Here is a 26,669-nt window from a genome sequence, read left to right on the forward strand (position 1 = left end):
CAGCAGGACTGACAAAAATGGTCAGTTCCAGGGCTTACCAGCGTGACTTTTGCCCGCAGTTCCGCACAATGGCCGCCTGGCACGACCCCTGCATTCAGGGGGGCTGTCCCAACCCCTCACTCTGCTCATAGGAGTCCGTTATGAAGCGCGTCCAACAAGGTTTCACCCTGATCGAACTGATGATCGTCGTGGCGATCATCGGCATTCTGGCTGCCGTCGCCCTGCCGGCTTACCAGGACTACATGGCCAAGTCGCAAGTGACCGCTGGCCTGGCCGAAATCACCCCGGGCAAGACGCAGTACGAAGTCAAGATCAACGAAGGTCAGTCTGGCTTCACCGACGTGACCCTGATTGGTCTGCAGGCTTCCACTGCTCGTTGCGCCATTACCACCACCGGCGCGGTTGGCGGCACCATTACCTGCACGCTGAAGGGCAACCCCAAGGTGGCTGGCAAGACGGTCGTCCTCACCCGTACGAGTTCCACTGGTGCTTGGGCTTGCACGTCAAACGCCGATGCCAAGTACGTGCCGCAAGGTTGCACGAAGGTCTAACCCATTCGGCCTGAGCTTGTCTCAAGCCTGTTTGAACCCCGGCATGGCCGGGGTTTTTTTTCGATTTGCCACGACCCAGATGGAGGTGGCCATGCGTAGACATGAGGGGTTCACCCTGATTGAGGTCATGATCGTTGTGGCCATTCTTGGCATCCTGGCGGCCGTCGCACTGCCCATGTACCACGACTATGCAGGCAAGGCGAACGTGACTGGTGGCATGAGTGAAATCCGGGCGGGCCTGCAGACCTATGAGGTCATGCTGAACGAGCATCGGCCCGACGGGGAATACGTTGTTGCCAACCTTGGTCTGCACAGCAGCACGCCCAACTGCTCTTCGGTCACAGTCTCGGCACCGGATGCAGATGGCAAGGCAGATCCCGCTGTCGTGTGCACCATCGCCGGTACACCCAAGGTGGCAGGCAAGAAGGTGCAGTTCAGCCGCAACTCGAGTGGGGTCTGGGTCTGCAAGTCCAACACCGACGCGAAGTTCTACAAGCCCGCCGGCTGCGAAGCACTCTAGGTATGCAACGTTCTGCAATCTACTTGCTGGCCTGCCTCACGGCAGCGCTGGCGGTGTGTCTGCTCATGCCCGGACGGGGCGGCGAGTTTGTCTTTGACGATCTATCGAACATCGTCGACAACACCCGGGTCCACCTCAGTGTGCTGAGTCCGGAGTCGATCTGGGCGGCCAGCTTTAGCTACCAGCCGGGCCATGGCTCGCGCCCGTTGGCAATGCTGAGCTTCGCGCTGGACTACTGGCGTGCGGGAGGCTCCGTCGCGGCGGTGTTCAAGCAGACCAATCTCATCATCCATGGCCTGACCGTCCTCGCCCTTGTTGGGCTGGTGCGGCAGCTGCTGCGCATTGCCGGCTGGCCCGCACGTCAGGCGGACATCGTCGCGCTGGGCCTGGCGCTGGCGTGGGGCATTCATCCCATCCAGGTCTCGGCGGTGCTCTATGTCGTTCAGCGCATGCAGACGCTGAGCACATTGTTCCTGATCCTGGCCCTGTGGGCTTATGTGGCCGCTCGTACGGCTTCGACGGGAAGCCGCAGCGTGCCCTACTGGCGCTGGGCACTCTTCGCGCTCCTGGGCCTGCTCGGCTTCGCCTGCAAGGAAGATGTCCTGCTGCTGCCGGGATTCACCTGGATCCTTGAGCTGACGTTGCTCGGGTTCCGCTCGGGCGATGGCTCGCCGAGCCGCCGCCTGTGGCAGGTCTATCTAGCGCTCGTCAGCCTGGGCGTCGCGGTTTATCTCCTGTTGGTAGTACCGTACTACTGGACCGCCGAGCCCTATCCGTGGCGCAACTTCTCGAGCCTGGAGCGGCTGCTCACGCAGGCAAGGGTGCTGGTGATGTATTTGGGGCAGATTGCGCTGCCCCTGCCGCAGCGCTTGCCCTTCTACTACGACGACCTGGAGCCATCGCGAGGCCTACTTGATCCGCCTGGTACCCTGGCATCCCTGGTCGTGCTGGCCGCGCTGGCCGTCTGGGCCTGGCGCTGGAGAACGCGCCGCCCTCTGTTCTCGACAGGCATCCTGCTCTTCCTGATGGGGCACTTCATGACGAGCAATGTGCTCAATCTGGAGCTGGCCTTCGAGCACCGCAACCATTTCCCCCTGATCGGCATACTCTTGGCGGTTGCCGACCTGGGGTATTGGTTCGTGACCCGCTTTAAGCCCTCGCGTGGCGTGGCCACGATCGTTACCGGCGCCGTGCTGGTGGTGCTCGCGCTGCTGACGTTCATCCGCGCCAGTGTATGGGGCTCGCCGCTTCAGTTCGCGCTCCAGGGGGCCGAATGGGCTCCCACCTCGCCACGGGCCTGGCAGCTGCTGTGCAAGACCTACTTCCATCGCAGCGGCGGCGAGACGGCGCACCCATTCTTCAGCATGGCCATCCAGAGCTGCCAGCACGCGGCGGAACTGCCCGGCGCCATCATGCCCCTGGCGGACCTCATCACGCTCAGAACCCTTCAGGGAGCGCCGACCCAAGAGGACTGGGCTGGCCTCGAGAAGAAACTACGTACGGAAGCGCTCGCTCCGGAGGTGCGGGACCTCGTGTGGACGATGATCGTCAACATCAACAACGGTGTGGCGCTGGACGCGAGGGCGATGGTGCGGGTCATTGCGGCGTTCGAGTCGAGGCTCGACCTGAAGCCTGTCGAGCTTGCCAACCTGGCGAACTATGTGCTGTATCAGTCGCCTGAGCCAGAGAAGGCCTATGCCTACTATCAAAAGGCATTGCGCCGGGCGGCCCCAGGAGATCCGTTGATTGAGGGTGTGCTGCGTGACCTTACCGAGCACGGCATGAAAGAATGGGCGGATCGCCTGCGCAAGGATCGCGCAGGTTGAAGCCACTCGGGCAGGCTGCCCCTTGATGTACTGGATGCCTTGTGTGCCCCATGATGACCCGCCTCAGCGTCGTATTGCCAGCGAAGAACGAAGCTGGCGCCGTCGGCACGACGGTGGCCCGCCTGCGCGAGCTGCTGCCTGAGGCCGAGGTGCTGGTGGTCAACGACGGCTCGGGCGACGCCACGGCCGACGTGGCCACCGCCGCCGGCGCTCTCGTGCTGAGCCACCCCTACACCAAGGGCAACGGTGCCGCGATCAAGACGGGCGCCCGGGTGGCCAGCGGCGAGGTGATCGTGTTCATGGACGCTGACGGCCAGCATGATCCTGCGGACATCCCCCGTCTGCTCGCGCTCATCGAGTCCGGCCATGACCTCGTCGTCGGCGCGCGCCAGAAGGGCTCGCAGGCCAGCCTGGGCCGTGGGCTGGCCAATGGCTTCTACAACCGCCTCGCCAGCTGGATGACCGGCCATCGGGTGGAGGACCTGACCTCTGGCTTCCGAGCCGTCCGCGCGGACAAGTTCCGCGAGTTTCTCTACCTGCTGCCCAATGGCTTTTCCTACCCGACGACCAGCACCATGGCCTTCTTCCGGGCCGGCTATTCGGTGGCCTATGTGCCCATCCACGCCAGCAAGCGCATTGGCCAGAGCCACATCCGCCTGTTGCGCGACGGGGCCCGCTTCCTGCTGATCATCTTCAAGATCGGCACCCTGTTTTCGCCGCTGAAGATCTTCGCGCCGATCGCGCTGCTGCTGTTCTCGCTGGCCTCCTTCTGGTACGGCTGGACCTGGGCGCATCACGGGCGCTTCACCAACATGAGCGCCCTGCTGTACTCGGGCAGCGTGATGGTGTTCCTGATGGGCCTGATCTCGGAGCAGATCACTGCGCTCATGTATCGCGGGCGGGACTGAATCCCGCGCGCTGCCGCTTCTGCGGACGTCTGAACGAATCGAATGCTCAATCGATAGGGCGCTGACCATGGACTCCAAGAAATTCCTCGTATTCGGATCTCCTGCCATCGGCGAGGAGGAGATCACCGAACTCAACGCCTGCCTGCAGTCCGGCTGGCTGGGCACCGGGCCGCGCGTGGCCCAGTTTGAGCAGGACTTCGCCCGCTACAAGGACGTGCCCGCCAACCAGGTGGCCGCGGTCAACTCCTGCACAGCAGCCCTGCACGTGAGCATGGTGGCGGCCAGGCTGCCGCCGGGCTCGGAGGTCATCACCACGCCGCTGACCTTCTGCGCCACGGTCAACGCCATCATCCATGCGGGTCTGACACCCGTGCTGGCCGATGTGGACCCGGTGACCATGAACATCGACCCTGCCGCCATCGAGGCCGCGATCACACCGCGCACGGCGGCCATCCTGCCGGTGCACTTCGCCGGGCGGTCCTGCGACATGGACCCCATCCTTGCGATCGCCCGCAAGCACAAGCTGGTGCTGATCGAGGACTGCGCCCATGCCATCGAGACCGAGTACCACGGTCGAAAGGCCGGTACCCATGGTGACTTTGGCTGCTTCAGCTTCTACGTGACCAAGAACGTGATCACGGGCGAGGGCGGGATGATTCTGGGCGGCAATGCCGAGCAAATCGCCCGGGCAAAGGTCCTGGCCCTGCACGGCATGAGCAAGGACGCCTGGCACCGCTTTGGCGACAAGGGCTACCGTCATTACCAGGTCGTCGAGTGCGGCTTCAAGTACAACATGATGGACATCCAGGCCGCCCTGGGCATCCATCAGCTGGCGCGGGTCGAAGCCAACTGGGAACGCAGGCAGGTCCTCTGGTCGCGCTATATGGCCGCTTTCGCGGATCTGCCCGTGGGCCTGCCTGCGGCGCCGGAGCCGGATACGCGCCATGGCTATCATCTGTTCACCCTCCTGATCGACGCGGCGCGCTGCCGTCTCTCGCGCGACGAGTTCCTGGATGCGATGAACGCCGCTGGCATCGGCACCGGTGTGCACTACCTGTCCATTCCCGAGCATCCGTACTACCAGGAGCGCTTCGGTTGGCGCCCTGAGCAATGGCCGCACGCCATGGCCATCGGGCGGCAGACGGTCAGCCTGCCCCTGTCAGCCAAGCTGAGTGACGAGGATGTCGAGCGCATCATCGATGCGGTGCGCAGCCTGCTGGGCTGAGACTCAGCGACCCAGCAACTTGCGCAGGGAGCGGCGTGCGAGGCGGCTGCGAGCCCGGGGAATGCGGCTGCCATAGCCGCCCAGGGTGGTGGAAGACTTGAACATCACGCACCCGGCTCCAATCAGCGCCAGCGGCGACAGCTCGCCTGCCAGCAAGGCCAGCATCATGCGTTCCGGCTGCAGCCAGTCGGCCTCGTGCCAGTCCTGGCGCACCTCTCCCTGGGGCACGTGCCGCAAGGCGGCAGCGGCGGCGGCGACGATGGGGAAGCCGGCATGCTCCACCAGTCCGAGCTGTAGCCAGGGACGGGGATTGAATTCGATCATCTGACCCTGCCCATCCGCATCGGGCAGGTAGGAGAGCTCGCACAGGCCGACCACATCCAGCGTCTGCATCAGCTCGGTGGCTGCGGGGATCAGGTCCCGCCGCCGGTCCATGGACACCCAGAAGGCGGTACCGCCCATCCTCGGATACTTGGCCTGCTCCTGGACCTGGCAGGCCTGGATACGCGAGGCTCCGCGTGAAGCGCAGACGCTGCGCTCCAGGCCGGGTCCCACCTTCAGGCGCGGTTGAGCGATCCATCGCTGGCTTAAGGGCCAGGCGGTGGCCAGGCGCTGGACGATCTGCCGGGGCTCCTCGCTGGCGTCCTGGCGGGTGATCACCTTGATCCCGTGGCCGCCCATGCCTGAAAGATCCATGTCCAGCGGCTTGAGTGCCGGCTTGATGACGGCATCGATGCCCAGGGCGTCAAAGGCCGAAAGGGCGTCTTCGGGCTGTTCAAGCACCAGCGACCGTGCAATGCCTCGCGACAGTCCGGCGCGATTCACCTGTTCGACCACCTCTGCCTTGTCGACCCCACCCATGCGCAGCGCACGCGAACGGGAGAATTCGCCATAGGCCAGCACATCGTCACGGCATTCGTTGATGAGACGCAGACTGCCATCTTCCGTGGGAAAGATGGCCAGCGGACGCCTTGCTGTCTGCCAGACTTGTGCCAATGCCTTGAGGAAGCTGCTGCGCAAGCGCTGCCAGTCGCCGCGTTCGCCGGACAAGTCGACCAAGGCGGTGCAGCCCGGCGCCCCACGCAGCACGCTCTGCGGGACCAGTGCGATGACCGCATAAGGCAGACCTGCACGCTGGGTGGCCTCTGCCACGGCAAGGCTCACCACCTCCGAACCGCTGCTGATGATCACAGCCTCTGGCGCCATGGGGTTCATGCCTTGGTGTAGATGAAGAGGTAGTTGTAATAGCTGAGCCGAGGCACTCCCCGCCGCTTCGACATGCGCCTCAGCTCCCAGTTGGCAATTGCCTCGAACCAGCGCTGGGGAATCAGCCCATAGCGAATGAGGTAAATGAGGGGCCAGCGGCTGGCCCGGATGGGAATGCGGCCGCTGGGGACGAGCCCGTCGCGCGCGAAGGTGGCATCGAACCAGGCCTGCGGCAGATAGCGGGAGTCGCCTTCCCGGAGGTTGTCGATCACGACCAGGCGACCGCCCGGCTTCACCAACCGTGTGATGGAGCTGCAAACGGCTGCGATGTTGAGCAGATGCAGCGGCCGGGCCACGTTGAACAGGCACACCAGCTCAAACGACTCGTCCTCGAATGGCAGGTTCGGCATGCTGCCCTGAATCCATTCATGTCCGGGGTGCAGACGCGCAGCGACTTCGAGCACCCGGGCGGAGGGTTCGACGCCAGTGACCTGATAGCCCAGCCCGGCAAGCGTCTGGCACATGCGGCCATAGGCACAGCCCACGTCCAAGGCCTTTCCTGTGCCGTGTCCGATGTACTTCTGCAGCGCCTTCTCCTGCAGCAAGGTGATGTAGGCGGTCTTCATTCCCAGAGAATCGCGAGGATCCCCGATGTTCAGGCCTTGATCGTCAAAGGCCGGCAGATCAGCAGGGCTTGTCATCGTTGGGGGCTCCAAAGGGTAGAAACGCCGCGCCTAGCAGCACGTCGACGCACAGCAGCACCAGGCGACCGAGCACCGCCATGCCCGCCACCACATCGGCCGGGAACTGCTGCGCCAACAGGACGAAGGTCAGCTCGCGCACGCCAAGGCCGGAGGGCGTGACGAGGCTGGCGTAGCCGACGAACCAGGCCACCGTATAGAGCGAGCACAGCCAGACGCCGTCTATCGCCTGCAGCCCGGGCCACGCCATGCCGTAGCCGGCCCATGCCAGCAGATACAAGCCCCAGCTGGCCAGGAACCAGGCCAGCACCTGCCATTTGAAGTGCGCGTCCAGATTGGTGAAGGGCTGCAGGGCATCACTCAACCGCGTCAGGGCTGGCAGCGATGCTCGGCGTGCCAGAGAAAGCAGTGCCTTGAGCGGAGCGGCCTGCCATCCGAGCAGGTACGCCGCGACTCCTGCACCGAAGGCGGCCAGTCCCCAGATCCACGCCACGTAGAAGCTCAGCACCGTGCCAGCGACCCATAGGGCGATCGCCGTGCTGAGGACCATGTAGACCGAGGTCACGGCGACCCATTGCGCCAGCGAGGCGCGTTGGCCCTGTGCCGCCTGATAGGCAAGCCCCCACACCCTGCCCGGCAGGTGCTTCATCAACTGGCCTGCAAAGTAGAGGTGCGCCATCTGAAGACGTCCGTAGGACGAGGGCTGCACCTTGTTGAACAAGGCGCGAAAGGCCTCGAAGGCCAGGTAGCCAGACAGCACATTCAGGGCCAGCGTCCACAGCAGCCAAGTCCATTGGACCTGCGGAAGGCTGTGATGCAATGCAGGCCAGGAATCAGCCAGCAGGCTGGCAGTCCAGCCCAGCGATACCACCGCCAGAGGCATCATCAGCCAGCGCAAGCGCCGCCGCCAAGAAACTTCAGCCATCGGTGTCGGTCCGTTCGAGCAGGCGGGTCGCCACCCGGGACAGGTCAAACTGCTCGGCCATGGCAGCCACACCTGCCTGAAAACCTGCCAGATCGGTCCTGCAGGCGGTCTGGAGCGCGAGCCGATAGCTGCTGGCATCCACAGCGCCTGCCAGTACGCCGCAAGCGGATTGTCTTAGCAAGGCCGGCAGATCGCCCACGGGCATGGCGACCACGGGGCGCGACAGCTTCATGGCATCTGAAAACACCACGGGAATGCTCTCGATGCGGGAGGGGATGAGCACCCAGTCGGCACGCTGGATGGCTGCTTCGGCCTCGTCCTTGCTCAAGAACCGGCCGGCTTCGACCGGCCGGCCCTTCGCGCGAAGGGCTGCCGTCCGCTCGCGGACCAAGGCCTCCATGGGACCGCCGCCCTGGATCTCCACACTTTCAATGCAGGACCAGTCTTCATCCCGCAGGCCTGCCAGCGCGTCCAGCAGCAGGTCCACGCCCTTGTTGGGATGCCAACGCCCGAGGAACAGCAGGCGATAGGGGCTGGTCTTGCGGGGGGGGATCGGCTGCTTGCAGGCGATGTGGCGCGTGCTGGGCAGGAAGCGAATCGGCTTGCCGCTGATGTGTTGTGCGTCCGTCGCCAGCTGATAGCCGTCCGCATAGGCCCTCTTGGCCTGCCGGATGGTGTGGGCCAGGATCTGCCGCACGACGGGAATGCGGCCCAGGGTCCAGACATCGCTGCCCAGCATCCACACTGCATAGTCGAGCCCGCGTTCCCTGGCCACGCGTCGAGCCCAGTCGCCGCAAGGCAGCGCCCAGAGGGCCACGATGCGGCAGTGAGGATCGGCGGCTACCGCGTTGCGCGTGGCGGATAAGCCGCCCCGCAGCACCCGGGCGATCCAGGGCCAGTCGCGCAACTTCCAAGGCTTGAGTGTCGAGAGCGCCTGCGGCGGGGCAGCATAGCGGAACACCTCCACGCCGGGCGCCCAGGTTTCACGCCTTGTCTCGGGGCCGGGCCCGACGACACGCACCTGGGTGTGACGCGCCAGTTCGAGAGCCAGGTCGCCCACGAAGGCGCCTGCGGCTTCGCTGCCATCTCCTGCAATCGGAAAGGAGGTGGTGATCAGGACCAGCGCAGGCGGCTTCAAGGTGCGACTCCAGGATGAGGATTGCCGGGTAGTCGACAGAGGAGTTTCGGCATAGCGCGCCATTGTGGCTCGCAGGAAGGGGCTTGTCGCCGCTGTCCATCCCCATGCGCCGTGACGAAGTGTGAGCGGGGTGGCTGCTTGCCCGCGAATGGATAGACTGCGCGACGTGAATCCGCTCGCCCTCATCCTCGCTGCCGCCCTTCCCTCGCTGCTCGCCTACAGCCTCTCTCCGTCCACCACGCTGCTGAATCAGCTGCTGGCGCTGGGACTGTGGGGCGGCGTGCTGCTGACCCTGTCGCTCAAGAGCCGCCAGGCCGATTGGGGTTTGCTGCCGCGCAGCCCTGCAGGGCTGCTGGCGATTGCCGTCGCCGTGCTGGGCGCGCTGCTGGGCATTCCCTGGACCGCCCTGGCCTTGCTGCCGGCTCTGGCTCTGCTGATGGCCGGCATGCTGGCACTGGCGGGTGCCCGCGCAGGTGCCTCGTCGCAAGGCCAGACCCTGGGGCGCGCATTCGCCCTGGGCCTGCTGCTGGCTGCGCTGGGCGGCGCCCTGGTGTCCCTGGCCCAGGTCTTCCTGCCGGACTGGGTGGATGCCTTCTGGATTGCGCGGTCCGGCATTGCGGGCCGGGCCGTGGGCAATATCCGCCAGCCCAATCACCTGGCCAGTCTGCTGCTGTGGGGCTGCATCGCAGCGGTCTGGCTCAGCGAGGGCTGGGGGCGTGAGCGCCCGGCACTGCGCGCGCTGCTGCCGCTGACGCTGTGGTTGTTGCTCTTCTGCGTGGTGCTGAGTGCCTCGCGCACCGGCATGTGGTTCGGCGTCGCCTTGCTGGCCCTGTGGGGGGCGGTGGACACCGCGCTGAGCCGCCAAGCCCGGTTGAGCCTGCTGATCACGCCCCTGCTGACCTACGCTTCCTGGCAGTTCATGCACTGGTGGTCGGCTGTCAGCGGCCATGCCTTCGGTGCGGAGGCTCGACTGGCCGAGGGGGCCGGCTCGCCGTCGCGGGTGGCCATCCTCAAGAACAGCTGGGCACTTCTGCAGCAGCATCCGTGGCGCGGCGTGGGCTGGGGTGACTTCAATTTCGCCTGGACGCTCACACCCTTCCCCGATCGGCCGGTGGCCTTTTTTGACCACTGTCACAACCTGGTGATGCAGATCCTGGTGGAGATGGGCTGGCCCCTGGGTCTGTTGATGCTGGGAGGACTGGCCTGGCTGCTGTGGATGGCCTGGCGGGCCGCCTGGCAAGCCCGCGGCGCAGATGCGCTGCAGCGCCGCTGCGCGCTGATGGTGGTGCTGATGATAGGTCTGCACAGCATGCTGGAGTACCCCTTGTGGTACCTCTACTTCCTGCTGCCCACGGCTTTCGCGCTGGGCCTGGCGCTGGCGCGCGAAGAGCCCTCTGGCGTGGCTTCGACCCCGGATGCGCAAGACCTGACCCTTGCCCCCTCCAGGCCGGACCTGCGCCAAGGCCTGCTGCAGGTTTGTGGTGCATTGATGATCGCGGGCGCGGCCTTCGCCGCCTGGGACTACCGGCACATCGTCGACATCTACCGTGCCGGGCCGCGCCTGGCGCCCCTGGATGAGCGCATTGCGCGGGGGCAGCGCAGCCTGCTGTTCGCTGCGAGCGCCGACTATGCCGCTGCCACGGTACCTGTGCCCTCGCGGGACACGCTGGATGCTGCCCGGCGCACCGGCCACAACCTCATTGACGTGCGCCTGATGATTGCCTGGGCCCAGTCCCTGCATGCGGTGGGCGAGACTGACAAGGCGCGCTACCTCGTGCAGCGCCTGCGCGAGTTCCACAACGCGGCAGCCGAGGAATGGCTGGCCGAGTGCAACAACTGGCCGGCCCACGCCATGCGGCCCTTCCAGTGCGAACCGCCGCAGCAGCACTATCGCTACGAGGACTTCCGCTGAGCCCTGGGCGCAGCGGGACCCCTCAGGCCTCGGCCAGCCAGTCCCCGCTCTTGCCGCCCTTCTTCTCCATCACGCGAATGCCGTCCATGACCATGCCGCGGTCGGCGGCCTTGCACATGTCGTAGATGGTCAGCAGACCCAGTTGGACGGCGGTGAGGGCTTCCATCTCCACGCCCGTCTGGCCCAGCGTCTCGACCTGGGCCTCGCAGTGGACGGTGGAGGCGGCCTCGTCGATGCGGAACGCCACCGCTACCCGTGTGATGGGCAGGGGATGGCACAGCGGGATCAGCTCGCTGGTGCGTTTGGCGCCCTGGATGGCGGCGATGCGGGCCACGCCCAGGACGTCGCCCTTCTTGGCATGACCGCCCTGGATCAGGGCCAGGGTCGAGGGCAGCATGCGTATGCAGCCCGTTGCGCGCGCGACCCGGTGGGTGACCGCCTTGGCGGATACATCGACCATATGGGCCTGGCCCTGGGCGTCAAAATGGGTGAGCGGCGAATTCATCGGCAGAAACACAGGCTTAAGGAATGGCTGCCATGATAGCGAGCGACCCGGCTTGCCAGCCGGGCCTGCACAGTGGTTCTGATGGGGCCGAGGGAGACGAGATTTGGTGAAGACAACGCGTGCCATGGTGCCCAGCAAGCCGCTGACGCAGCGCCTGCTGGCGACCTTGTGCGCAGGCCTGATGCTGCTGCCGGCTGCGCCCCTGCGTGCCCAGGTGAATCTGCCGGCCCTGGGCGATTCGGTGTCGGATGACCTCAGCATCGGCGCCGAGAAGCGCCTGGGCGAGCAGATCATGCGCCAGGTCCGCCCGGATCCCGACTACCTGGACGATCCGCTGCTCCTCGAGTACGTGCAGGGCATCTGGTCCCCCCTTGTCGAGGCGGCCAAACGCCAGGGCAATATCGGCGATGACACCGCCGAGCGCTTTGCCTGGGAGGCCTTCCTGGTCCGCGATCGCAGCGTCAATGCCTTTGCCTTGCCGGGCGGCTATGTGGGCGTGCACCTCGGGCTGCTGGCCATCACCAGCTCCCGAGACGAGTTGGCCTCGGTGCTCGGGCACGAGCTCTCCCACATCACACAGCGGCACATTGCACGCCGCATCGTCGGCGATTCGCGCAACAGCATGGCTGCAATGGCCGGCATGGTGCTGGGTCTGATCGCCGCCTCCAAGACGGGCAGCGTGGACCTGGCCAACGCGGCCATCATGGGCAGCCAGGCCGCCGCCGCGCAGGCCTCACTGAACTTCTCGCGGGACATGGAGCGCGAGGCCGATCGCGTGGGCTTCAACGTCATGCTGGGCGCGGGTTTCCAGGGCCTGGGCATGGTGAGCATGTTCGAGCGCATGGATCAGGCCTACCACCTGATGGATTCAGGGGCCTACCCCTACCTGCGGTCCCACCCGCTGACCACCGAGCGAATCGGCGACGCGCGCCTGCGCCTGGGCACCGAGATGCCCGCTGCGCTGGAGACTTCACCCGAGCATGCCCTGATGGCGGCCCGTGCCCGCGTGCTGATGGACGCGCGCGCCGAAGCCTGGCGCCAGCTCCAGGGCATGGACGCCGGCGTGCGCCAGACCCTGGTGCACGGGCACGAACAGCTGGCCGCGCGCTATGCCAGTGCGCTGGCCTCGATCAAGCTGCGGGAGTTCAACCGCGCCGAGACGGCCCTGCAGCAGGCCGAGCTGCTGCAGCGTCAGACTGTGCCTGACGACGCGCGTGCGCGACGCGACCTGGCCTTCCTGCGCGCCGAGCTGGCACAGGCCCGCGGTGACGCCGGTGCGGGCTATCTGGCCTTGTCGGCCCTGCCGGAGAAGAGCCGTGCGGTCCTGATGATGCGCGGCCAACTGGCCCAGGTCGACAAGCAGCCCGAGCGCGTGCGCGCCGCGGCGGAAGCGCTGCAGACCCACGTCAGCCTGCAGCCTGGCGACGCTGGCGCCTGGGGCCTGCTGTCCCAGTTGTGGACTCAGCTGGAGCAGCCGCTGCGCGCCGTCCGCGCCCAGGGCGAGTCCCGGGCGGCCATGGGAGACCTCAATGGCGCCATCGATCGTCTGCGCTCTGGCATGCGTCTCTCGCGCACTCAGAACGCCGACCAGTTCGAGGCCTCGGTGATCGACGCGCGCCTGCGCAGCCTGCTGTACGAACGCCGGCAGCTGTTGCTGGAGATGAATCCCCGCGGCGTGCCGCCCGGGGCTGAGCTGCCCTGAGTGCCGCGGCGGGTGTCTCAGTCCATGGGCGAGGGAAAGAGCCGCTCCACCACGGTGTCGATCAGCATGCCGCACAGGCTGTAGATCAGCGAGCCGATCAAGGCTGCGCCGAAACCGGTCACTGCAAAGCCGTCCAGAACGCCGGCCGCAGCCCAGAACATCAGGGCATTGATCACGAAAAGGAAGAGCCCCAGGCTCACCACCGTGACCGGCAGCGTCAGCAGTACCAGGATGGGTCTCAGCAGGGTGTTGAGCAGGCCCAGGATCAGGGCGGCGATCATGGCCGCGCCGAAGCTCTTCACCTCCACGCCGGGGTAGAGGTGGGCGACCAGCAGCAGGGCGCCGGCCAGCAGCAGCCAACGAGTGAGCGTCTTCATGGCGGCGAGCATACCTGCGTGACCGTGAATTTGGCGCGCAGAGCCGCTCGGGACTTGCCCTGGATCATCCCGGCCTTGCGCAAGGTGATGCCTGCTGGTGCACAATGCGGTCTCTCGGAAGGGGAGTAGCTCTCGGCCATCATGCCGAGGCGGCCGCCCGTCAAGACGGTGCTCGCGAGAGCGCCCGGGCCCCGCAGCCGGTCCGCGCCAGTCCCTGTGCGCAGGCCATGCCCCGCAAGACCTTCCGTAAGCTGTCGATGTCCGTGCGCCTCGCAGGCGCCCGGGTATCCTGTGTTCGACGTCTTGCGGGAGTCTCCCATGAGCAGTGCGCCCCTGTGGCTGTGGTTTTTCTTTGTGGTGTCCGTCCTGGGCGCCTTGTTTGTCGACTTCGTTCTCCTGCGCAAGCAGGGCGCACATGAGGTCAGCTTGCCGGAGGCCCTGCGCTGGTCCCTGGTCTGGGTGGCCCTGAGCCTGGCCTTCAATGCGCTCCTTTGGTGGGCTGTGCGCGACAGCAGTGGCGACACCGCCCTGGCCAACACCCGGGCCCTGGAGTTCCTGACCGGCTACCTGATCGAGAAGTCCCTGGCGGTGGACAACATCTTTGTCTTCCTGATGATCTTCACCTACTTCTCGGTGCCGCCGGCCTACCAGAAGCGGGTGCTGATGTGGGGCATCGTCGGCGCCATCGTGCTGCGCTCGGTGATGATTCTGGTGGGCAGCTGGCTGATCGCGCAGTTCCACTGGGTGCTCTATGTCTTCGGCGCCTTCCTGCTGCTCACCGGCATCAAGATGTGGTGGGCCGCCGGCCAGGAGCCGGACCTGGAGTCCAACCCCGCCCTGAAGCTGCTGCGCCGTGTGCTGCCGGTGAGCCCGCAGTTCGATGGCGAGCGCTTCTTCACGCGCCTGGACGGCAAGCGGATCGCGACGCCGCTGTTCCTGGTCGTGGCTCTGGTGGGCGTGACGGATGTGATCTTCGCCGTCGATTCCATCCCCGCCATCTTTGCAGTGACCAGCGACCCGTTCATCGTGCTGAGCTCCAACATCTTCGCCATTCTGGGCTTGCGCGCCATGTACTTCCTGCTGGCGGCGATGGCGGCGAAGTTCCACCTGTTGAGCTACGGACTGGCTCTGGTGCTGGCCTTCATCGGTACCAAGATGATGCTGATTGACGTGGTCAAGATCCCGGTGCTGGTCTCGCTGGCAGTGGTGGTCCTCATCCTGGCGGTGACCATGGTGATCAGCGTGCGCACGGCGCCGCGTCTGCCGGTGTCGCGCTCCTGAGCGCAAGGGCCCTGCACCTCCGGGCCCTTGCATGGAAGAAGGCCCTCGACGAGGGCCTGAACAAGAGAGAGCGGTGCCGCCCCCCCCGCCGAACCGGCCTGCTGGCCCTGAAGGCGCACTCCATCAGTACCACCATCATGCTGATGCAGCCCGACGGCAGTGACGCCGGACGCTCCTGCACGGAGCAGCACCTGGCTGGACAGCTACAGACCTGATCTTGGCCTGAGGCAGTCCAGCCAGCAGCGGGTGCCTTAGGCGCAGGGGGCGCACCTGCACGCACATGGCCGCACATGTGCCGCACATGTGCCGCACAATGTTTGCGCAAAAGCAAATGCGAATGGTTCGCATTGTGTATGATGGCTTCATCATCCTGAATCCATCGCGTGGCGGGATGTCCGGAGCCTCTCTGGTGCCGGGCTGACAAGGCTGCGCGGCCCCCGCGCCATGAGCCAAGCGATTGCCACCTTTCCGCTGGACTTCCCTTCGACTGCCGCCTCGCGCAATGCCGAGGTGAACCGTCCCTCGCGCGAGGCCCTGTCGTCCGTGGAGCCTGTGGCTCTGCTCGGCCCGGGTGGCTGGCAGCCCCCGCGCAGCAAGCGCCTGCTCTTGCCTGTGCTGGGCCTGCATGTGGTGATGGCATGGGGCCTTGTGCAGATGGGCGTCGTGCCCATGCCGGTGCGGCAGGCGCCGGTGGAGGTCAAGCTCGTGACGGTGGCCCCGCCCAAGACCACACCGCCGCCTGTCGTCCGCCCGATGCTGGCGCCTCAGTTCCAGCAGCTGACAGTGCCGCCGGTGGAGGTGCCTGTCATCCAGGTGGCACCCTCGCCGGTGATGGCGGTGCAGGCCGAGAATCCGCCGGTGCGCCCGGTGGTGGTGTCAACGCCTGCCCCGGTGCCGGCCAGCCCGGGTCCCGCCCATGCTGGTCCCCGTGAGGTGTCGGCCAGCGCCGTCCAGTACCTACAGGCACCGCCCATCGCGGTGCCCGCCCTGTCGCGTCGGCTGGGCGAGAGGGGGACGGTGGTGCTGCGCGTCCTGGTGGATCGTGACGGCCTCCCGCGCCAGATTTCGCTGCACCAGTCCTCTGGCTTCGCGCGGTTGGACGAGCAGGCCCAGCAAGCGATGCGAGCCGCCCGCTTCAAGCCCCATGCCGAGAACGGCGAACCCGTCGAGATGCTGGTGCTCACCCCCATTCAATACGAGCTCTCCAGGTGAGCTGGCGCTCACCTCTGCTGACGAGCATCCCGTCGCACGTGGTGGCTGCGGCGGACTATGAACCCCTCGCTCGTGAGCGCCTGGACGAGGCAGCCTGGGCCTATCTGGATGGCGCGGCGGCGGACGAGCACACGGCGGCGGCCAACCGTGCCGCTTTTGCCCGTCTGAGCCTGCAGACCCGTGTGCTTCGCGACCTTCGTGGGGGCCATACCCGTTGCAGGCTGCTGGGCATGGACTTGCCCCATCCCATGCTCCTGGCGCCGGTGGCTCATCAGGGTCTATTCCATCCTGATGCGGAAGCCGCGACTGCGCTGGCCGCCGGCGTCATGCAGACGCCGATGATCATCAGCACGCTGTCCACCCTCGGCGTGGAGGCCATCGCTGCCCAGGGTGTCGGGCCGCTGTGGTTCCAGCTCTATGCCCAGCCCCACTGGGAGGACAGTCTGCGCCTGGTCCGTCGAGCCGAAGAGGCCGGCTGCCGGGCCTTGGTGTTGACGGTGGATGCACCTGTCGCGGGCGTGCGTAACCGCGAGCAACGATCCGGCTTTCGCCTGCCGCGGGCGCTGGCCCCGCGGGACCTGCAGGACTGCGCGCCCCTGCCGCCTGGGCAGGCGGGCATGGATCCTGTCTTTGATCGCCTCATGGCCGTTGCCCCACGCTGGGAGCACGTCGAGGCCCTGCGCCGAGCGACTGCGCTGCCCCTGCTGATCAAGGGTCTGACCCATCCGGAGGACGCCCGCCTGGGGCTGGAGGCCGGCGTGGACGGCCTGATCGTGTCCAACCATGGCGGTCGCACCCTCGACGGCCTGCCGGCCAGTCTGGACTTGCTACCTGCCATCGTGCAGGTGGTGCAGGGGCGGGTGCCGGTGCTGATGGATGGTGGCATTCGGCGCGGCAGCGATGTGTTCAAGGCCCTGTCGCGGGGGGCCGACGCTGTGCTGCTGGGGCGGTGCTGGGTCCATGCGCTGGCCGCGGCGGGCGCTTTGGGGGTGGCTCATGTGATCCGCCTTCTGCAGGAGGAGTTGGCCATGACCATGGCCTTGTGCGGTTGTCGGGACCTGTCCGATGTGCATGCCATGCACGGAATGCCGCTTCCCTGACATAAATCAATTGCAAATGCGAATGCTTCGCATCTAGAATATTGGTCTGTCGCAGCAAGCCATCCGTTTGATCGGGCGGGGTGCCTCGCGCCCAAGGCCCGGCAGGGCGAGGAGCGTGTGGGGTCCGGCCTTCGGTAGCCAGCCGCCCCCCTGAACGTCGAAACGGAGCTTCCATGTCGCACATCAAGAGCCGCAAACACGCGGCCCCCGCCCGCCTGAGCACCACCGCCCTGGCCCTGCTGGCTGGCAGCCTGCCCAGCTTGGCCCTGGCCGCTGAAGGCGCGGCCCCCGCACGCAAGGCCGGGGAGCAGGTGCTGCCCACGCTGAAGGCCACCGCCGCTCCTGAGTCTGGCTTCAAGGCTGATACCAGCGCCAACGCCAAGCTGACCCAGCCCCTGCTGGATACGCCCAAGACCGTGCAGGTCATCAAGAAGGAGATGCTGCAGGAGCAGGGCGCGGCCTCGCTGATGGACGCTCTGCGCAACACCCCCGGCATCACCATGCAGCTGGGCGAGAACGGCAACACCTCGGCCGGCGACACCTTCCAGATGCGTGGCTTCTCCACGCAGTCCGCCACCTTCGTTGACGGCATGCGCGACCTCGGCGCTGTCACGCGCGACACCTTCAACCTGGACTCGGTGGAAGTGGTCAAGGGCCCGTCCGGCGCCGACATCGGCCGAGGTGCCAGCGCCGGCTACATCAACCTGATCAGCAAGCAGCCGCAGGCCGACCAGTTCAACGAACTCAATGTGAGCCTGGGCACCGCCAGCCGCAAGCGTGCCACGCTGGACAGCAATGTGCAGCTGGGCACGAACACGGCGGCCCGCATCAATCTGATGGTGCAGGATGGCGGTGTCGAGGGGCGCGACCTGGTCAAGAACAAGGGTTGGGGCATTGCGCCCTCCATCGCCTTCGGTCTCAACACGCCCACTCGTGTCTTCCTCTACTCCCAGCATCTGCGCCAGGACAACGTGCCGGATGGTGGCATCCCCACCACGGGCATGCGGGGCTTCTACAACGCCAACGCCACGCTCCAGGCCGCCAGCCAGGTGCGCCGCGAGAACTACTACGGCAGCGCCTCAGACTACGAGAAGGTCGATGCCGACATGTTCTCGGCCCGCCTGGAGATGGACCTGGGCGGTGGCACGCAGCTCAAGAGCCTGACCCGCTACGGCCGCACTCACATGGACCGCGTGCTGACCGGCGTCAACGGTCTCAGCGTCAATGCCGGCACGAAGGCCCTTGAGGTAGCGCGTACTCGCCAGCGGGTGGACCAGCGCAACGAGATCCTGGGCAACCAGACCAATGTGGTCACCGGCTTCAAGCTGGCTGGCCTGCAGAACGACCTCAGCGCCGGCTTCGAGCTGCTGATGGAGACGCAGAACAACCGCGGCTTCACCAACGGCAGCACCAGCACCGTCGACGTGGTGCTGAACAAGGCCAAGGTGCCGGGCATCGCCCTGCCCAATGCCAATCTCTACGCCCCCAACCCGGCTGACGCGCTGGGCACGCCCATCGCCACTGGCGCCGACACCGACGGCCGCAGTCTCACCCAGGCGCTCTATGCCTTCGACACCCTGCACCTCAGCGAGCAGCTCAAGTTGAGCGGCGGCCTGCGCGTGGAGCACTACAGCTTGCGCACCAACAGCAGCACCCTGGTGACCGGCGGCACGGGCGGCAACCTGGCCACCTACAAGCCCCTGGGCTATGACGTGGGCGGCTTCGCGCCGAGCAATCTCAGCAGCAGCGACTGGCTCAAGAGCTGGAACCTGGGCCTGGTCTACAAGCCGGTGGCCGAGGGCACGGTCTATGTCTCGCTGGCCAACAGCCTGACCCCGCCGGGCGGCGACAACTTCGCCCTGTCCTCAAGCGCCACGAGCCAGGCCAACGCTGCGCTGGATCCCCAGAAGACCAGCAATGTGGAACTGGGTGCCAAGTGGGAGCTGCTGGACCGCCGTCTCAATGTCAGCGCGGCCCTGTACCACACCCGCAACGAGGGCCAGGTCTCCTACGACGACCTGAAGAATCCCGTCCCCATGGGCAAGACCCGCGTGACGGGCCTGGAGCTCTCGGCCGTGGGCCAGATCACCAACTTCTGGCAGGTCTCGGCCGGCATCGCCCGCATGAAGACCAAGCAGTCCGACCAGTGGAGCAGCGACCGAACGACCGAGACCATCGGCGTGCGCTGGTCGCCAGACTGGACGGCCACGCTCTGGACCTCCTACACCTTCGGCGACTTCACCCTGGGCGGCGGCCTGCGCCATGTCTCGGAGCAGAAGCGCGCCATCACCACGGCCACGGCGGTGCAGAACATGCCCACCATCCCGGCCTACACGGTGACCGATCTGATGGCGTCCTATGCCTGGAGCAAGGCCCTGAAGTTCCAGCTCAACGTGGGCAATGTCTTCGACAAGACCTACATCGCCTCGCTCAACAACAGCGGTGCGCGCATGAAGCTCGGTGCCGAGCGCAATGTGAGCCTGAGCGCCAACCTGCTGTTCTGAGCCTCGCGCTGACATCCATCCGCCATCCAGGAGTTCCGCATGCTGCTGCACATTCCCGAAGTCCTCAGCAAGTCGGAGGTGCAGTCCTTGCGCCTGTCCCTGGATGAAGCGGGCTGGGTGTCAGGTCTTGCCACGGCCGGCCCGCAGGCCGCTCGCGCCAAGGACAACGAGCAGCTGAGTCCGGAGTCACCGGCCTTCCTGCCCCTGTCCGAGCGTGTGGCCGCAGCCCTGCAGCGCCATCCGCTGTTTGTCTCGTCCGTGCTGCCGCGCCATGTGCTGCCGCCCATGTTCAACCGCTATCAGGGCGGGGGCCAGTACGGCAACCACATCGACAACGCCCTGCAGACAGACCGCCGCAGCGGCCAGGTCGTGCGCACTGATGTGTCGACCACGGTCTTCCTGTCTGAGCCCGAGGAGTACGAGGGCGGCGAGCTGATCGTGGAAGACAGCTACGGCACGCACGAAGTCAAGCTGGCGGCGGGTGATGCCATCGTCTACCCCTCCACCTCCTTGCACCGGGTCGAGCCGGTGCGTTCGGGCGCGCGCATCGCCTCCTTCCTCTGGACGCAGAGCCTGGTGCGCGATGCCTGGCGCCGGGCCATGCTCTTCGAGCTGGACATGACCATCGTCAAGCTGCGCGGCCAGTTGGGAGACAACGCCGAGGTGACAGCGCTCACCGGCCACTATCACAAGCTGCTGCAGCAATGGGCGGAATGAAGTCGGCCGACGGCGCCGGTCGCAAGCCGGCAGGAGCGGGCTGGATGCGCACGCTCTACCAATGGCACTGGATCAGCTCGGCCCTGTCCCTGGTGGGCATGTTGCTGTTTGCTGTCACCGGCTTCACGCTCAACCATGCGGCCGACATCGAGAGCAAGCCGCACGTGATCCAGCGCGAACTGAGCTTGCCCGCCCCGCTGCTGTCCGCCCTGGCCGCAAGCACGCTGCAGGGTGACGCCCCCGTGCCGGCGGCGGTGCGCGACTGGCTGGTGCGCGAGCTGGACGCCGAGTTGGCCCGCGACGGTTCGGTCGAATGGTCGCCCGAGGAGCTGTACATGGCGCTGCCGCGGCCGGGCGGCGACGCCTGGCTGCGCCTGGACCGTCAGACCGGGGCGCTGGAGTACGAGAACAGCGACCGCGGCTGGCTGGCCTATGTCAACGATCTCCACAAGGGCCGCCATGCGGGCAAGGCCTGGAGCCTGTTTATCGACGTCTTCGCGGGCGCCTGCCTGCTGTTCTGCCTCACCGGCCTGCTGATCCTGCAGCAACACGCAGGGCGGCGCCCCAGCACCTGGCCCCTGGTCGGCGCGGGCCTGGTCTTGCCGGTGCTGCTGGCTTTGCTGCTGGTGCACTGAACTCAAGGAATCTGGAAGGACAACCCCATGCAAACCTCTCTCATCAGCGCCCGCTGGGCGGCCCTGGGTGCCCTGGGCCTGGCGGGCTCGCCGGTCTGGGCGGCTGAAGTCCAGCTCAAGCTCGACATCCCCCGACTCAACGTGGCCGAGTACCACAAGCCCTATGTGGCCGTCTGGCTGGAGAAGCCAGGCGAGGCCGGCGCCGCAGCGCAGCTGGCGGTCTGGTACGACCTCAAGAAGCCCAGCAACGGCGGCACGAAGTGGCTGCGCGACATGCGCCAGTGGTGGCGCCAGGGCGGCCGGTCCTTGAGCCTGCCTGCGGACGGCATCAGCGGTGCCACCCGCGCGCCCGGCGAGGCTGTGCTGCAGCTGGACAAGCACCCGTCCCTGGTCCAGCTGCCGGCGGGCAGCTACGAGCTGGTGGTGGAAGCCGCCCGCGAGGCCGGTGGCCGCGAGGTGCTGCGTCTGCCATTCGTCTGGCCTGTCAAGGCGGCACAGCAGGCCAAGGCCCAGGGCGAGCACGAGCTCGGCACCGTGCAACTGAACATCAAACCCTGAGGAGTCCGACCATGTGGAGCAAGACCCGACCCCTGCTGACCGTCCTCGCCCTGTGCCTGGCTGGCCATGCCCACGCCCACATGACCTGGCTGCTGGCCAACAGCTACCAGGTCAATGGCAAGGAAGCCGTGGTGTCCGTGGATGCCGCGGTGTCCGAGGATCTCTTCATCTTCGAGCGCGCCCTGAAGCTGGAGCAGATCCTGATCACCGCGCCGGATGGCAGCCGTCTCGAAGCCCAGCAGCGCACGGCCGCCCGCCACCGGGAGAGCTTCGAGTTGCGTCTCACGCAGGACGGCACCTACCGCGTCAGCCATGTGCAGCTGGCCGTGATGGGCAGCTATGTGCTGGACGGCCAGACCAAGCGTTTCCGCGCCACGCCCGCGACCCTGGACCAGGAACTGCCCGCCGGGGCCCTGCTCCAGGGCCTGACCCAGGTGCACAACCGCCAGCAGATCTTCGTCAGCAAGGAAGTGCCGGGCCAGCTGGCTTTCGCGCCCGAGGGCCAGGGCCTGGAGCTGCTGCCCCTGGATCCGGTGACCGAGCTGAGCCATGGCGACCGCAGCCGCTTCCGCCTGCTGCTTGACGGCCAGCCTCTGCCCGAGGCCTCGGTGCGCCTGCTGCGCGAGGGCAACCGCTACCGCTACAAGCTGGGCGAGCAGCTGATCAAGACCGATGCCAAGGGCGAGTTCTCCATCGACTGGAGCGAGGCCGGTCGCTATTGGCTGGGCGTCAGTCAGGGCGACAAGCCCGTGCCTGGTGCAAGCGGCACGCGCGAGAAGCCCCTGCGCCGCGCCAGCCTCAGCGCCAGCTTTGAAGTCCTGCCGCGCTGAGTGATGGACCTGATACCGGCTCCGCGTCCGGCGCCCCTGCCGCCTGTGCCGCAGATCGCCATCCCTCGCCAGGTGCTGCCGGAGGCGCCGCCCTGGGGGCAGGTCTTGCACAGCCTGCATGGGCGAACCATGGGCACGGGTTGGTCCCTGCTCTGCTACGGGCCCTCAAACCTGCGCCTGGCGTCGGTGGAGGCGGCCGTGCAGGCGCGGCTGGACGCGCTGGTGGCGGAGCTGAGCCACTGGGAGTCTGGCTCGCTGCTGTGCCGCTTCAATGGCCTGCCGGCGGGCGAGGGCCTGGACCTGCCGGCGGATTTCGCCACTGTCATCGATGCCGCGCTACAGGTGGCGGCGATCAGCGCGGGAGCCTTTGACCCCTGCATGGGCGCCCTGGTGCAGCGCTGGGGCTTCGGCCCGCCTGGGCTGCCCGCTGCGCAGGCCCGCTCACCCCTGCAGGCCTGGCGTGAACTGCGCTGGAACGCGTCGCGTCGCCACCTCATGCAGCCCGGCGGCCTGATGCTGGATTTCTCAGCCATCGCCAAGGGGCATGCGGTCGACTGCATCTCCACCCTGCTCGCCGGGCTGGGCCTGCCGCATCACCTGATCGAGATCGGCGGCGAGCTTCGTGGGCAGGGCCTCAAGCCTGAGGGCCAGCCCTGGTGGGTGGACGTGGAGCCCCCAGCCGCCGATTGCGATCTGCCAGCGCTGCGCATCGCCCTGCACCAACTGGCCGTGGCCAGCTCAGGGGACTACCGGCGTTTCCGTTTCGACGAGCAGGGGCGACGTCTCTCGCACACCCTGGACCCGCGCACCGGTCGTCCTGTGGCCCATGGCCTGGCTCTGGTGAGCGTGCTGCACGAAAGCGCCATGTGGGCCGATGCCTGGTCCACGGCGCTGATGGTGCTAGGCCCTGAGCAAGGACTGGCCCTGGCCGCATCGCAGGGCTTGGCGGCTCGACTGGTGCTGCGCGAGGCCACCGGCTGGCGCCAGCTGCTGTCGCCGACGCTGCAGGCACTGCTGGAGGACGAGGCATGAGTCTGCTGCCGCGAAACTCGCAGCCCACCGCGCGGAGGACCGGCCGGTGACCCTGCTGCTCAGCGCTCCCCGAGTGGCTGCCGCACTGCTCCTGCTGGCGGGCTATCTGGCGTTCTGTACCTGGCTGTGGTGGCGCCATCGCCGGTCGGTTCGAGCCGAGGCTCGGCGCCTGGCGATCGAGGGCGCGCAGTCTGATGCCGTTCTTGTCCTGCATGCCAGCCAGACCGGCCAGGCCCTGGCCCTGGCTGAGGAGACCGCGCGGCGCCTGCGTGCCACGGGCCGCCCGGTGCGTCTGATGCCGCTGGGCCTGGCGGATGCCGGCGCGCTGGGGCAGGCCCGGCAAGCCCTGATCATTGCCAGCACGACGGGTGAGGGGGATGCGCCCGACAGCGCCTTGCCCTTTGTCAGGCACTGCATGCAGGCAGAGGCTCCATTGCCGCTCCATGGGCTGCAGATGGCCGTGCTGGCGCTGGGCGATCGCCGCTATCGGGCGTTCTGCGCCTTCGGGCTGGCGGTGGAGCAGTCCTTGAGACAGCAAGGGGCCGTGCCCTTGTTCGAGGCCTTGAAGGTCGACTGTGGGGATGCACGCGTGATCGATCAATGGTGGCGGCAACTGGGCGATGTCCTGCAGCGGCCGCTGAGCGAGGCATCGATACAAGACAGGGAGCCGGATGCAGCGCCTGTGTCGACACGCTGGATCCTGCAGCAGCGCCGCTGCCTCAATCCGGGCAGCCAGGGCGCACCGCTGTACCTGCTGCGCTTTGCACCTCTCCCGGCGGCGGGCCAGGTTGCAGCTACGTGGCAGGCTGGCGATCTGGTCCAGGTCTTGCCCCCCGGCGATGCACAGCGGCCACGCTCCTACAGCATCGCCTCGCTGCCGGCCGATGGCGCCCTTGAACTGCTGGTGCGCGAGCGCCGTGATGAACGCGGCGAGCTGGGCGCGGCCTCGGCCTGGCTGTGCCATCGACTCGAAGTAGGCCAGGCGCTGGACATGCGTCTGCGGGCTCATGAGGGTTTCCGTCAGTCGGGCAACGAGGAGCGGGCGCTGATCCTGATCGGCAACGGTACCGGGCTGGCCGGGCTGCGCGCGCACCTGAAGCGTCGCGCCGAGCAATGGCGCGCTGGTCGCACGGCCGCGCCGGTCTGGCTGCTGCACGGCGAACGGCAGGCTCGCCACGACACGCACTTCGACGAGGAGCTGCAGGCCTGGCACCGCGAAGGCCTGCTGGCCCACGTGGACCGTGTCTACTCGCGCGATCTGCCGGGCCGCCATGTGCAGCAGCAACTGCAGCAGGAGTGGCAGCGTTTGCGCGAGTGGCTCGCGCATGGCGCCGCCATCTATGTCTGCGGCAGCCTGCAGGGCATGGGGCAGGCCGTCGATCGGCTGCTGCGCGAGCAGCTGGGTGAGGCCGGTCTGCAGGCGCTCATTGCATCAGGACGTTACCGGCGTGATGTCTACTGAGGCCTCGCGTCCCGAGGGCGCGCGGCCTGCGAGGCCCGTGTTGATGGGCCTGTTGGCGGCATGGCAGTGCTGAACTGATGCAGCGCCGCGACAAAAGCAATCCGCACGACATCAAATGAGGCCGTCTTAGGGGCAACCTCCCCCTGCAAAGCCTTCTCTTTGCCAGAGGGCCGCAGTACCATAGGCCGCGCAGGGTGCTAGAGAGACTTGAAGGAACGACCTTCGCCCGTGGCCCGGCACATCAACAAACTTTTGATGGAGAGAATCGAAATGGCAACTGCGAAGAAGGCCGCGCCCGCCAAGAAGGCGGCAGCTCCGGCCAAGAAGGCCGCTGCGCCGGCAAAGAAGGCCGCCCCTGCGAAGAAAGCCGCCCCTGCCAAGAAGGCAGCGCCCGCAAAGAAGGCGGCTCCTGCGAAGAAGGCTGCGGCTCCTGCAAAGAAGCGCACGCCCAACGCTGCCTTCATGAAGGCCCTGACCCCCAGCAGTGCGCTGGCGGCCATCGTTGGCGCAGCACCGCTGCCCCGCACCGATGTGACCAAGAAGGTCTGGGAATACATCAAGAAGCACAAGCTGCAGGACGAAGTGCAGAAGCGCGTCATCAATGCCGACGCCAAGCTGAAGGAAATCTTCGGCAAGGCCAAGGCCGACATGTTCGAGATGACCAAGCTGATCAACAGCCACCTGAAGTGAGCTGCCGTGATGCGTGGCTGACGGCAGCCGCGCTTGCGCATCAGAACCCGGCTCTGCCGGGTTTTTTTTCGTCCGGCGATGAGCAACTCGCCAGTGTCTGTGGCACCAGCGGCGGGCGAACGCATGCCCTGAAAAGCGTGAATACCGCATGCCCTGCCGGCCCCGCGATTGAGGGGCGCGGGCCGTGGCGCGGCCGCGTGGCCCCTACACTTGCCTCCACAAAGCCCATCCCATGTGAGACGGGTTCAAGCATCCCGGGCCTTGCTGTACCGGGAGCATCGTCGAACGGAACTCTCCATGCCATTGATCGCGACGCTTGCGCTGGCGGCCTCGGGCCTCACTCTGCCTCATTGCTCCTGGGACCGCCCGGGGGTCAATCCTTTCATGGGCGACGTGGCGCAGGCGGTCGACGACTACAAGGACATCCCCGAGTCCACGCGCCAGAAGCTCAAGAAGCGCATGAGCGAGCGCCAGTACGAGGACATGGTCACCATCAGGCGCGACAGCATCGAGGGCAAGGGCGAGTACAGCGCCGAGATCCGCGACATGCACTACGGCGCCAGCGGCAATGTCTGCCGTACCGTGACGCGCAAGAAGTGGACGGCTGAGCACGCCGAGCGAGGCCTGGTCTATTGCGAGGACAACCAGTGCGTGGTCGTGCCCACGGTGTGCCGCAATGTGAGCCGCATCAAGCGCCTGCCTTCCAAGCCTGTGGCGGCCTTGCCGGCCTTTGCGGAGAACATCATCGGCGCCAAGTCGGATGCCGAGGACGCGCCCTTGCTGATCGATCCGCCGGCCGCCGGTGTGGTGGACAACCTGCCCAGTGGCCGCAACAGCTTTGCCCAGGTGGCCAATCTGCCCACGGACACCGGCGGCGGCAGCTTCACGCCGACGCCTGGCGGCAGCACGCCGCAGATCCCGGCGGGTTCGGTGACGCCCGTGCCCGAGCCTCACGTCTGGCTGATGTTCCTGGCCGGGCTGGTGGCGATGGGCTTCAAGGCGCGCCATCGCCGCGACTGAGCGTCTGCACCGTGACCCGTCCTGAATTAGGTTGACACTCAGAACGGTTGAACAAGGCCGGCGTCAGCCGGCCATCGACGCCCGATGCACTGCATCGGGCGTCTGCATTTTCAGCGACAGATGAGGCCGCTC

25 protein-coding genes are annotated in these 26,669 nt (G+C 66.7%); 19 read left to right on the forward strand and 6 right to left on the reverse strand.

What is annotated here, in order from left to right:
- Positions 1 to 140 precede the first annotated feature (140 nt).
- From ACS5PK_RS20305 to ACS5PK_RS20325, 5 genes are all read left to right on the forward strand, one after another.
- Entirely contained in the window at positions 141 to 551 is a 411-nt protein-coding gene (locus ACS5PK_RS20305) for a pilin (protein WP_439442085.1), read from the forward strand.
- 31 nt (positions 552 to 582) lie between these two features.
- A complete protein-coding gene (locus tag ACS5PK_RS20310) occupies positions 583 to 1,071 on the forward strand; it encodes a pilin (protein ID WP_439442086.1) in 489 nt (162 codons plus the stop codon).
- Between the two features lie 2 nt (positions 1,072 to 1,073).
- The gene (locus ACS5PK_RS20315; RefSeq protein WP_439442087.1) at positions 1,074 to 2,897 is read left to right on the forward strand and encodes a hypothetical protein; all 1,824 of its coding nucleotides are present in this window, start codon (positions 1,074 to 1,076) and stop codon (positions 2,895 to 2,897) included.
- Between the two features lie 50 nt (positions 2,898 to 2,947).
- Positions 2,948 to 3,805 (forward strand): glycosyltransferase family 2 protein, encoded by an 858-nt coding sequence (locus ACS5PK_RS20320; protein WP_439442088.1) that lies wholly within the window; start codon positions 2,948 to 2,950, stop codon positions 3,803 to 3,805.
- 67 nt (positions 3,806 to 3,872) lie between these two features.
- Positions 3,873 to 5,030 carry a DegT/DnrJ/EryC1/StrS family aminotransferase gene (locus tag ACS5PK_RS20325; protein ID WP_439442089.1) on the forward strand — a complete coding sequence of 386 codons (1,158 nt, stop codon included), beginning with the start codon at positions 3,873 to 3,875 and terminating at the stop codon, positions 5,028 to 5,030.
- Between the two features lie 3 nt (positions 5,031 to 5,033).
- Here ACS5PK_RS20325 and ACS5PK_RS20330 read toward each other — a convergent pair whose 3' ends face one another.
- The 4 genes from ACS5PK_RS20330 to ACS5PK_RS20345 are packed head-to-tail and all read right to left on the reverse strand — an operon-like array spanning position 5,034 to position 9,186.
- Entirely contained in the window at positions 5,034 to 6,236 is a 1,203-nt protein-coding gene (locus ACS5PK_RS20330; RefSeq protein WP_439442090.1) for a hypothetical protein, read from the reverse strand.
- A gap of 5 nt (positions 6,237 to 6,241) precedes the next feature.
- The gene (locus ACS5PK_RS20335) at positions 6,242 to 6,862 is read right to left on the reverse strand and encodes a class I SAM-dependent methyltransferase (RefSeq protein ID WP_439442091.1); all 621 of its coding nucleotides are present in this window, start codon (positions 6,860 to 6,862) and stop codon (positions 6,242 to 6,244) included.
- 58 nt (positions 6,863 to 6,920) lie between these two features.
- Positions 6,921 to 7,862, reverse strand: coding sequence for a hypothetical protein (locus tag ACS5PK_RS20340; RefSeq protein ID WP_439442092.1), 942 nt, complete (start codon positions 7,860 to 7,862; stop codon positions 6,921 to 6,923).
- On the reverse strand, positions 7,855 to 9,186 hold the full coding sequence (locus tag ACS5PK_RS20345) for a glycosyltransferase (RefSeq protein WP_439442093.1): 1,332 nt from the start codon (positions 9,184 to 9,186) through the stop codon (positions 7,855 to 7,857). The genes ACS5PK_RS20340 and ACS5PK_RS20345 overlap by 8 nt, the downstream gene beginning before the upstream one ends.
- Here ACS5PK_RS20345 and ACS5PK_RS20350 point away from each other — a divergent pair.
- Positions 9,167 to 10,912 carry a Wzy polymerase domain-containing protein gene (locus ACS5PK_RS20350; protein ID WP_439442094.1) on the forward strand — a complete coding sequence of 582 codons (1,746 nt, stop codon included), beginning with the start codon at positions 9,167 to 9,169 and terminating at the stop codon, positions 10,910 to 10,912. The two genes, ACS5PK_RS20345 and ACS5PK_RS20350, sit on opposite strands and share 20 nt — an antisense overlap.
- Positions 10,913 to 10,934: 22 nt before the next feature.
- On the opposite strand, the gene moaC is transcribed toward ACS5PK_RS20350, so the two are convergent.
- Positions 10,935 to 11,417 (reverse strand): cyclic pyranopterin monophosphate synthase MoaC, encoded by a 483-nt coding sequence (gene moaC, locus ACS5PK_RS20355; RefSeq protein WP_439442095.1) that lies wholly within the window; start codon positions 11,415 to 11,417, stop codon positions 10,935 to 10,937.
- A 106-nt stretch (positions 11,418 to 11,523) separates the two neighbouring features.
- Between moaC and ACS5PK_RS20360 the strand changes: the two genes are divergently transcribed.
- Positions 11,524 to 13,119 carry a M48 family metalloprotease gene (locus tag ACS5PK_RS20360; RefSeq protein WP_439442096.1) on the forward strand — a complete coding sequence of 532 codons (1,596 nt, stop codon included), beginning with the start codon at positions 11,524 to 11,526 and terminating at the stop codon, positions 13,117 to 13,119.
- A 17-nt stretch (positions 13,120 to 13,136) separates the two neighbouring features.
- Here ACS5PK_RS20360 and ACS5PK_RS20365 read toward each other — a convergent pair whose 3' ends face one another.
- Positions 13,137 to 13,496 carry a phage holin family protein gene (locus ACS5PK_RS20365; RefSeq protein WP_439442097.1) on the reverse strand — a complete coding sequence of 120 codons (360 nt, stop codon included), beginning with the start codon at positions 13,494 to 13,496 and terminating at the stop codon, positions 13,137 to 13,139.
- Positions 13,497 to 13,814: 318 nt separating this feature from the next.
- Here ACS5PK_RS20365 and ACS5PK_RS20370 point away from each other — a divergent pair, with 318 nt between their 5' ends.
- The 12 genes from ACS5PK_RS20370 (at position 13,815) to ACS5PK_RS20425 (ending at position 26,537) form a co-directional block, all read left to right on the forward strand.
- Positions 13,815 to 14,777, forward strand: coding sequence for a TerC family protein (locus ACS5PK_RS20370; RefSeq protein ID WP_439442098.1), 963 nt, complete (start codon positions 13,815 to 13,817; stop codon positions 14,775 to 14,777).
- Between the two features lie 444 nt (positions 14,778 to 15,221).
- The gene (locus ACS5PK_RS20375) at positions 15,222 to 15,989 is read left to right on the forward strand and encodes an energy transducer TonB (RefSeq protein ID WP_439442099.1); all 768 of its coding nucleotides are present in this window, start codon (positions 15,222 to 15,224) and stop codon (positions 15,987 to 15,989) included.
- Entirely contained in the window at positions 15,986 to 17,089 is a 1,104-nt protein-coding gene (locus tag ACS5PK_RS20380; RefSeq protein ID WP_439442100.1) for an alpha-hydroxy acid oxidase, read from the forward strand. Before ACS5PK_RS20375 ends, ACS5PK_RS20380 begins: the two co-directional genes overlap by 4 nt.
- Positions 17,090 to 17,262: 173 nt before the next feature.
- Positions 17,263 to 19,593, forward strand: coding sequence for a TonB-dependent receptor domain-containing protein (locus ACS5PK_RS20385; RefSeq protein ID WP_439442101.1), 2,331 nt, complete (start codon positions 17,263 to 17,265; stop codon positions 19,591 to 19,593).
- 39 nt (positions 19,594 to 19,632) lie between these two features.
- A complete protein-coding gene (locus ACS5PK_RS20390) occupies positions 19,633 to 20,310 on the forward strand; it encodes a Fe2+-dependent dioxygenase (RefSeq protein ID WP_439442102.1) in 678 nt (225 codons plus the stop codon).
- Positions 20,307 to 20,945 carry a PepSY-associated TM helix domain-containing protein gene (locus ACS5PK_RS20395; protein ID WP_439442103.1) on the forward strand — a complete coding sequence of 213 codons (639 nt, stop codon included), beginning with the start codon at positions 20,307 to 20,309 and terminating at the stop codon, positions 20,943 to 20,945. Before ACS5PK_RS20390 ends, ACS5PK_RS20395 begins: the two co-directional genes overlap by 4 nt.
- Positions 20,946 to 20,972: 27 nt before the next feature.
- Positions 20,973 to 21,503 (forward strand): DUF2271 domain-containing protein, encoded by a 531-nt coding sequence (locus ACS5PK_RS20400; RefSeq protein ID WP_439442104.1) that lies wholly within the window; start codon positions 20,973 to 20,975, stop codon positions 21,501 to 21,503.
- Positions 21,504 to 21,514: 11 nt separating this feature from the next.
- Complete coding sequence (locus tag ACS5PK_RS20405; protein WP_439442105.1) at positions 21,515 to 22,333, forward strand: DUF4198 domain-containing protein; 819 nt, start codon at positions 21,515 to 21,517, stop codon at positions 22,331 to 22,333.
- 3 nt (positions 22,334 to 22,336) lie between these two features.
- On the forward strand, positions 22,337 to 23,365 hold the full coding sequence (locus ACS5PK_RS20410; protein WP_439442106.1) for an FAD:protein FMN transferase: 1,029 nt from the start codon (positions 22,337 to 22,339) through the stop codon (positions 23,363 to 23,365).
- A 46-nt stretch (positions 23,366 to 23,411) separates the two neighbouring features.
- Positions 23,412 to 24,827, forward strand: a complete 1,416-nt coding sequence (locus tag ACS5PK_RS20415) for a flavodoxin domain-containing protein (RefSeq protein ID WP_439442107.1) — start codon at positions 23,412 to 23,414, stop codon at positions 24,825 to 24,827.
- 270 nt (positions 24,828 to 25,097) lie between these two features.
- Complete coding sequence (locus tag ACS5PK_RS20420; protein WP_439442108.1) at positions 25,098 to 25,517, forward strand: SWIB/MDM2 domain-containing protein; 420 nt, start codon at positions 25,098 to 25,100, stop codon at positions 25,515 to 25,517.
- 297 nt (positions 25,518 to 25,814) lie between these two features.
- Positions 25,815 to 26,537: an MHFG family PEP-CTERM protein gene (locus ACS5PK_RS20425; protein WP_439442109.1), complete on the forward strand. Its 723-nt coding sequence runs from the start codon at positions 25,815 to 25,817 to the stop codon at positions 26,535 to 26,537.
- Positions 26,538 to 26,669: the final 132 nt, after the last annotated feature.

The organism is Roseateles sp. DB2 (assembly GCF_051857535.1).
GTDB lineage: Bacteria > Pseudomonadota > Gammaproteobacteria > Burkholderiales > Burkholderiaceae_C > Roseateles_B.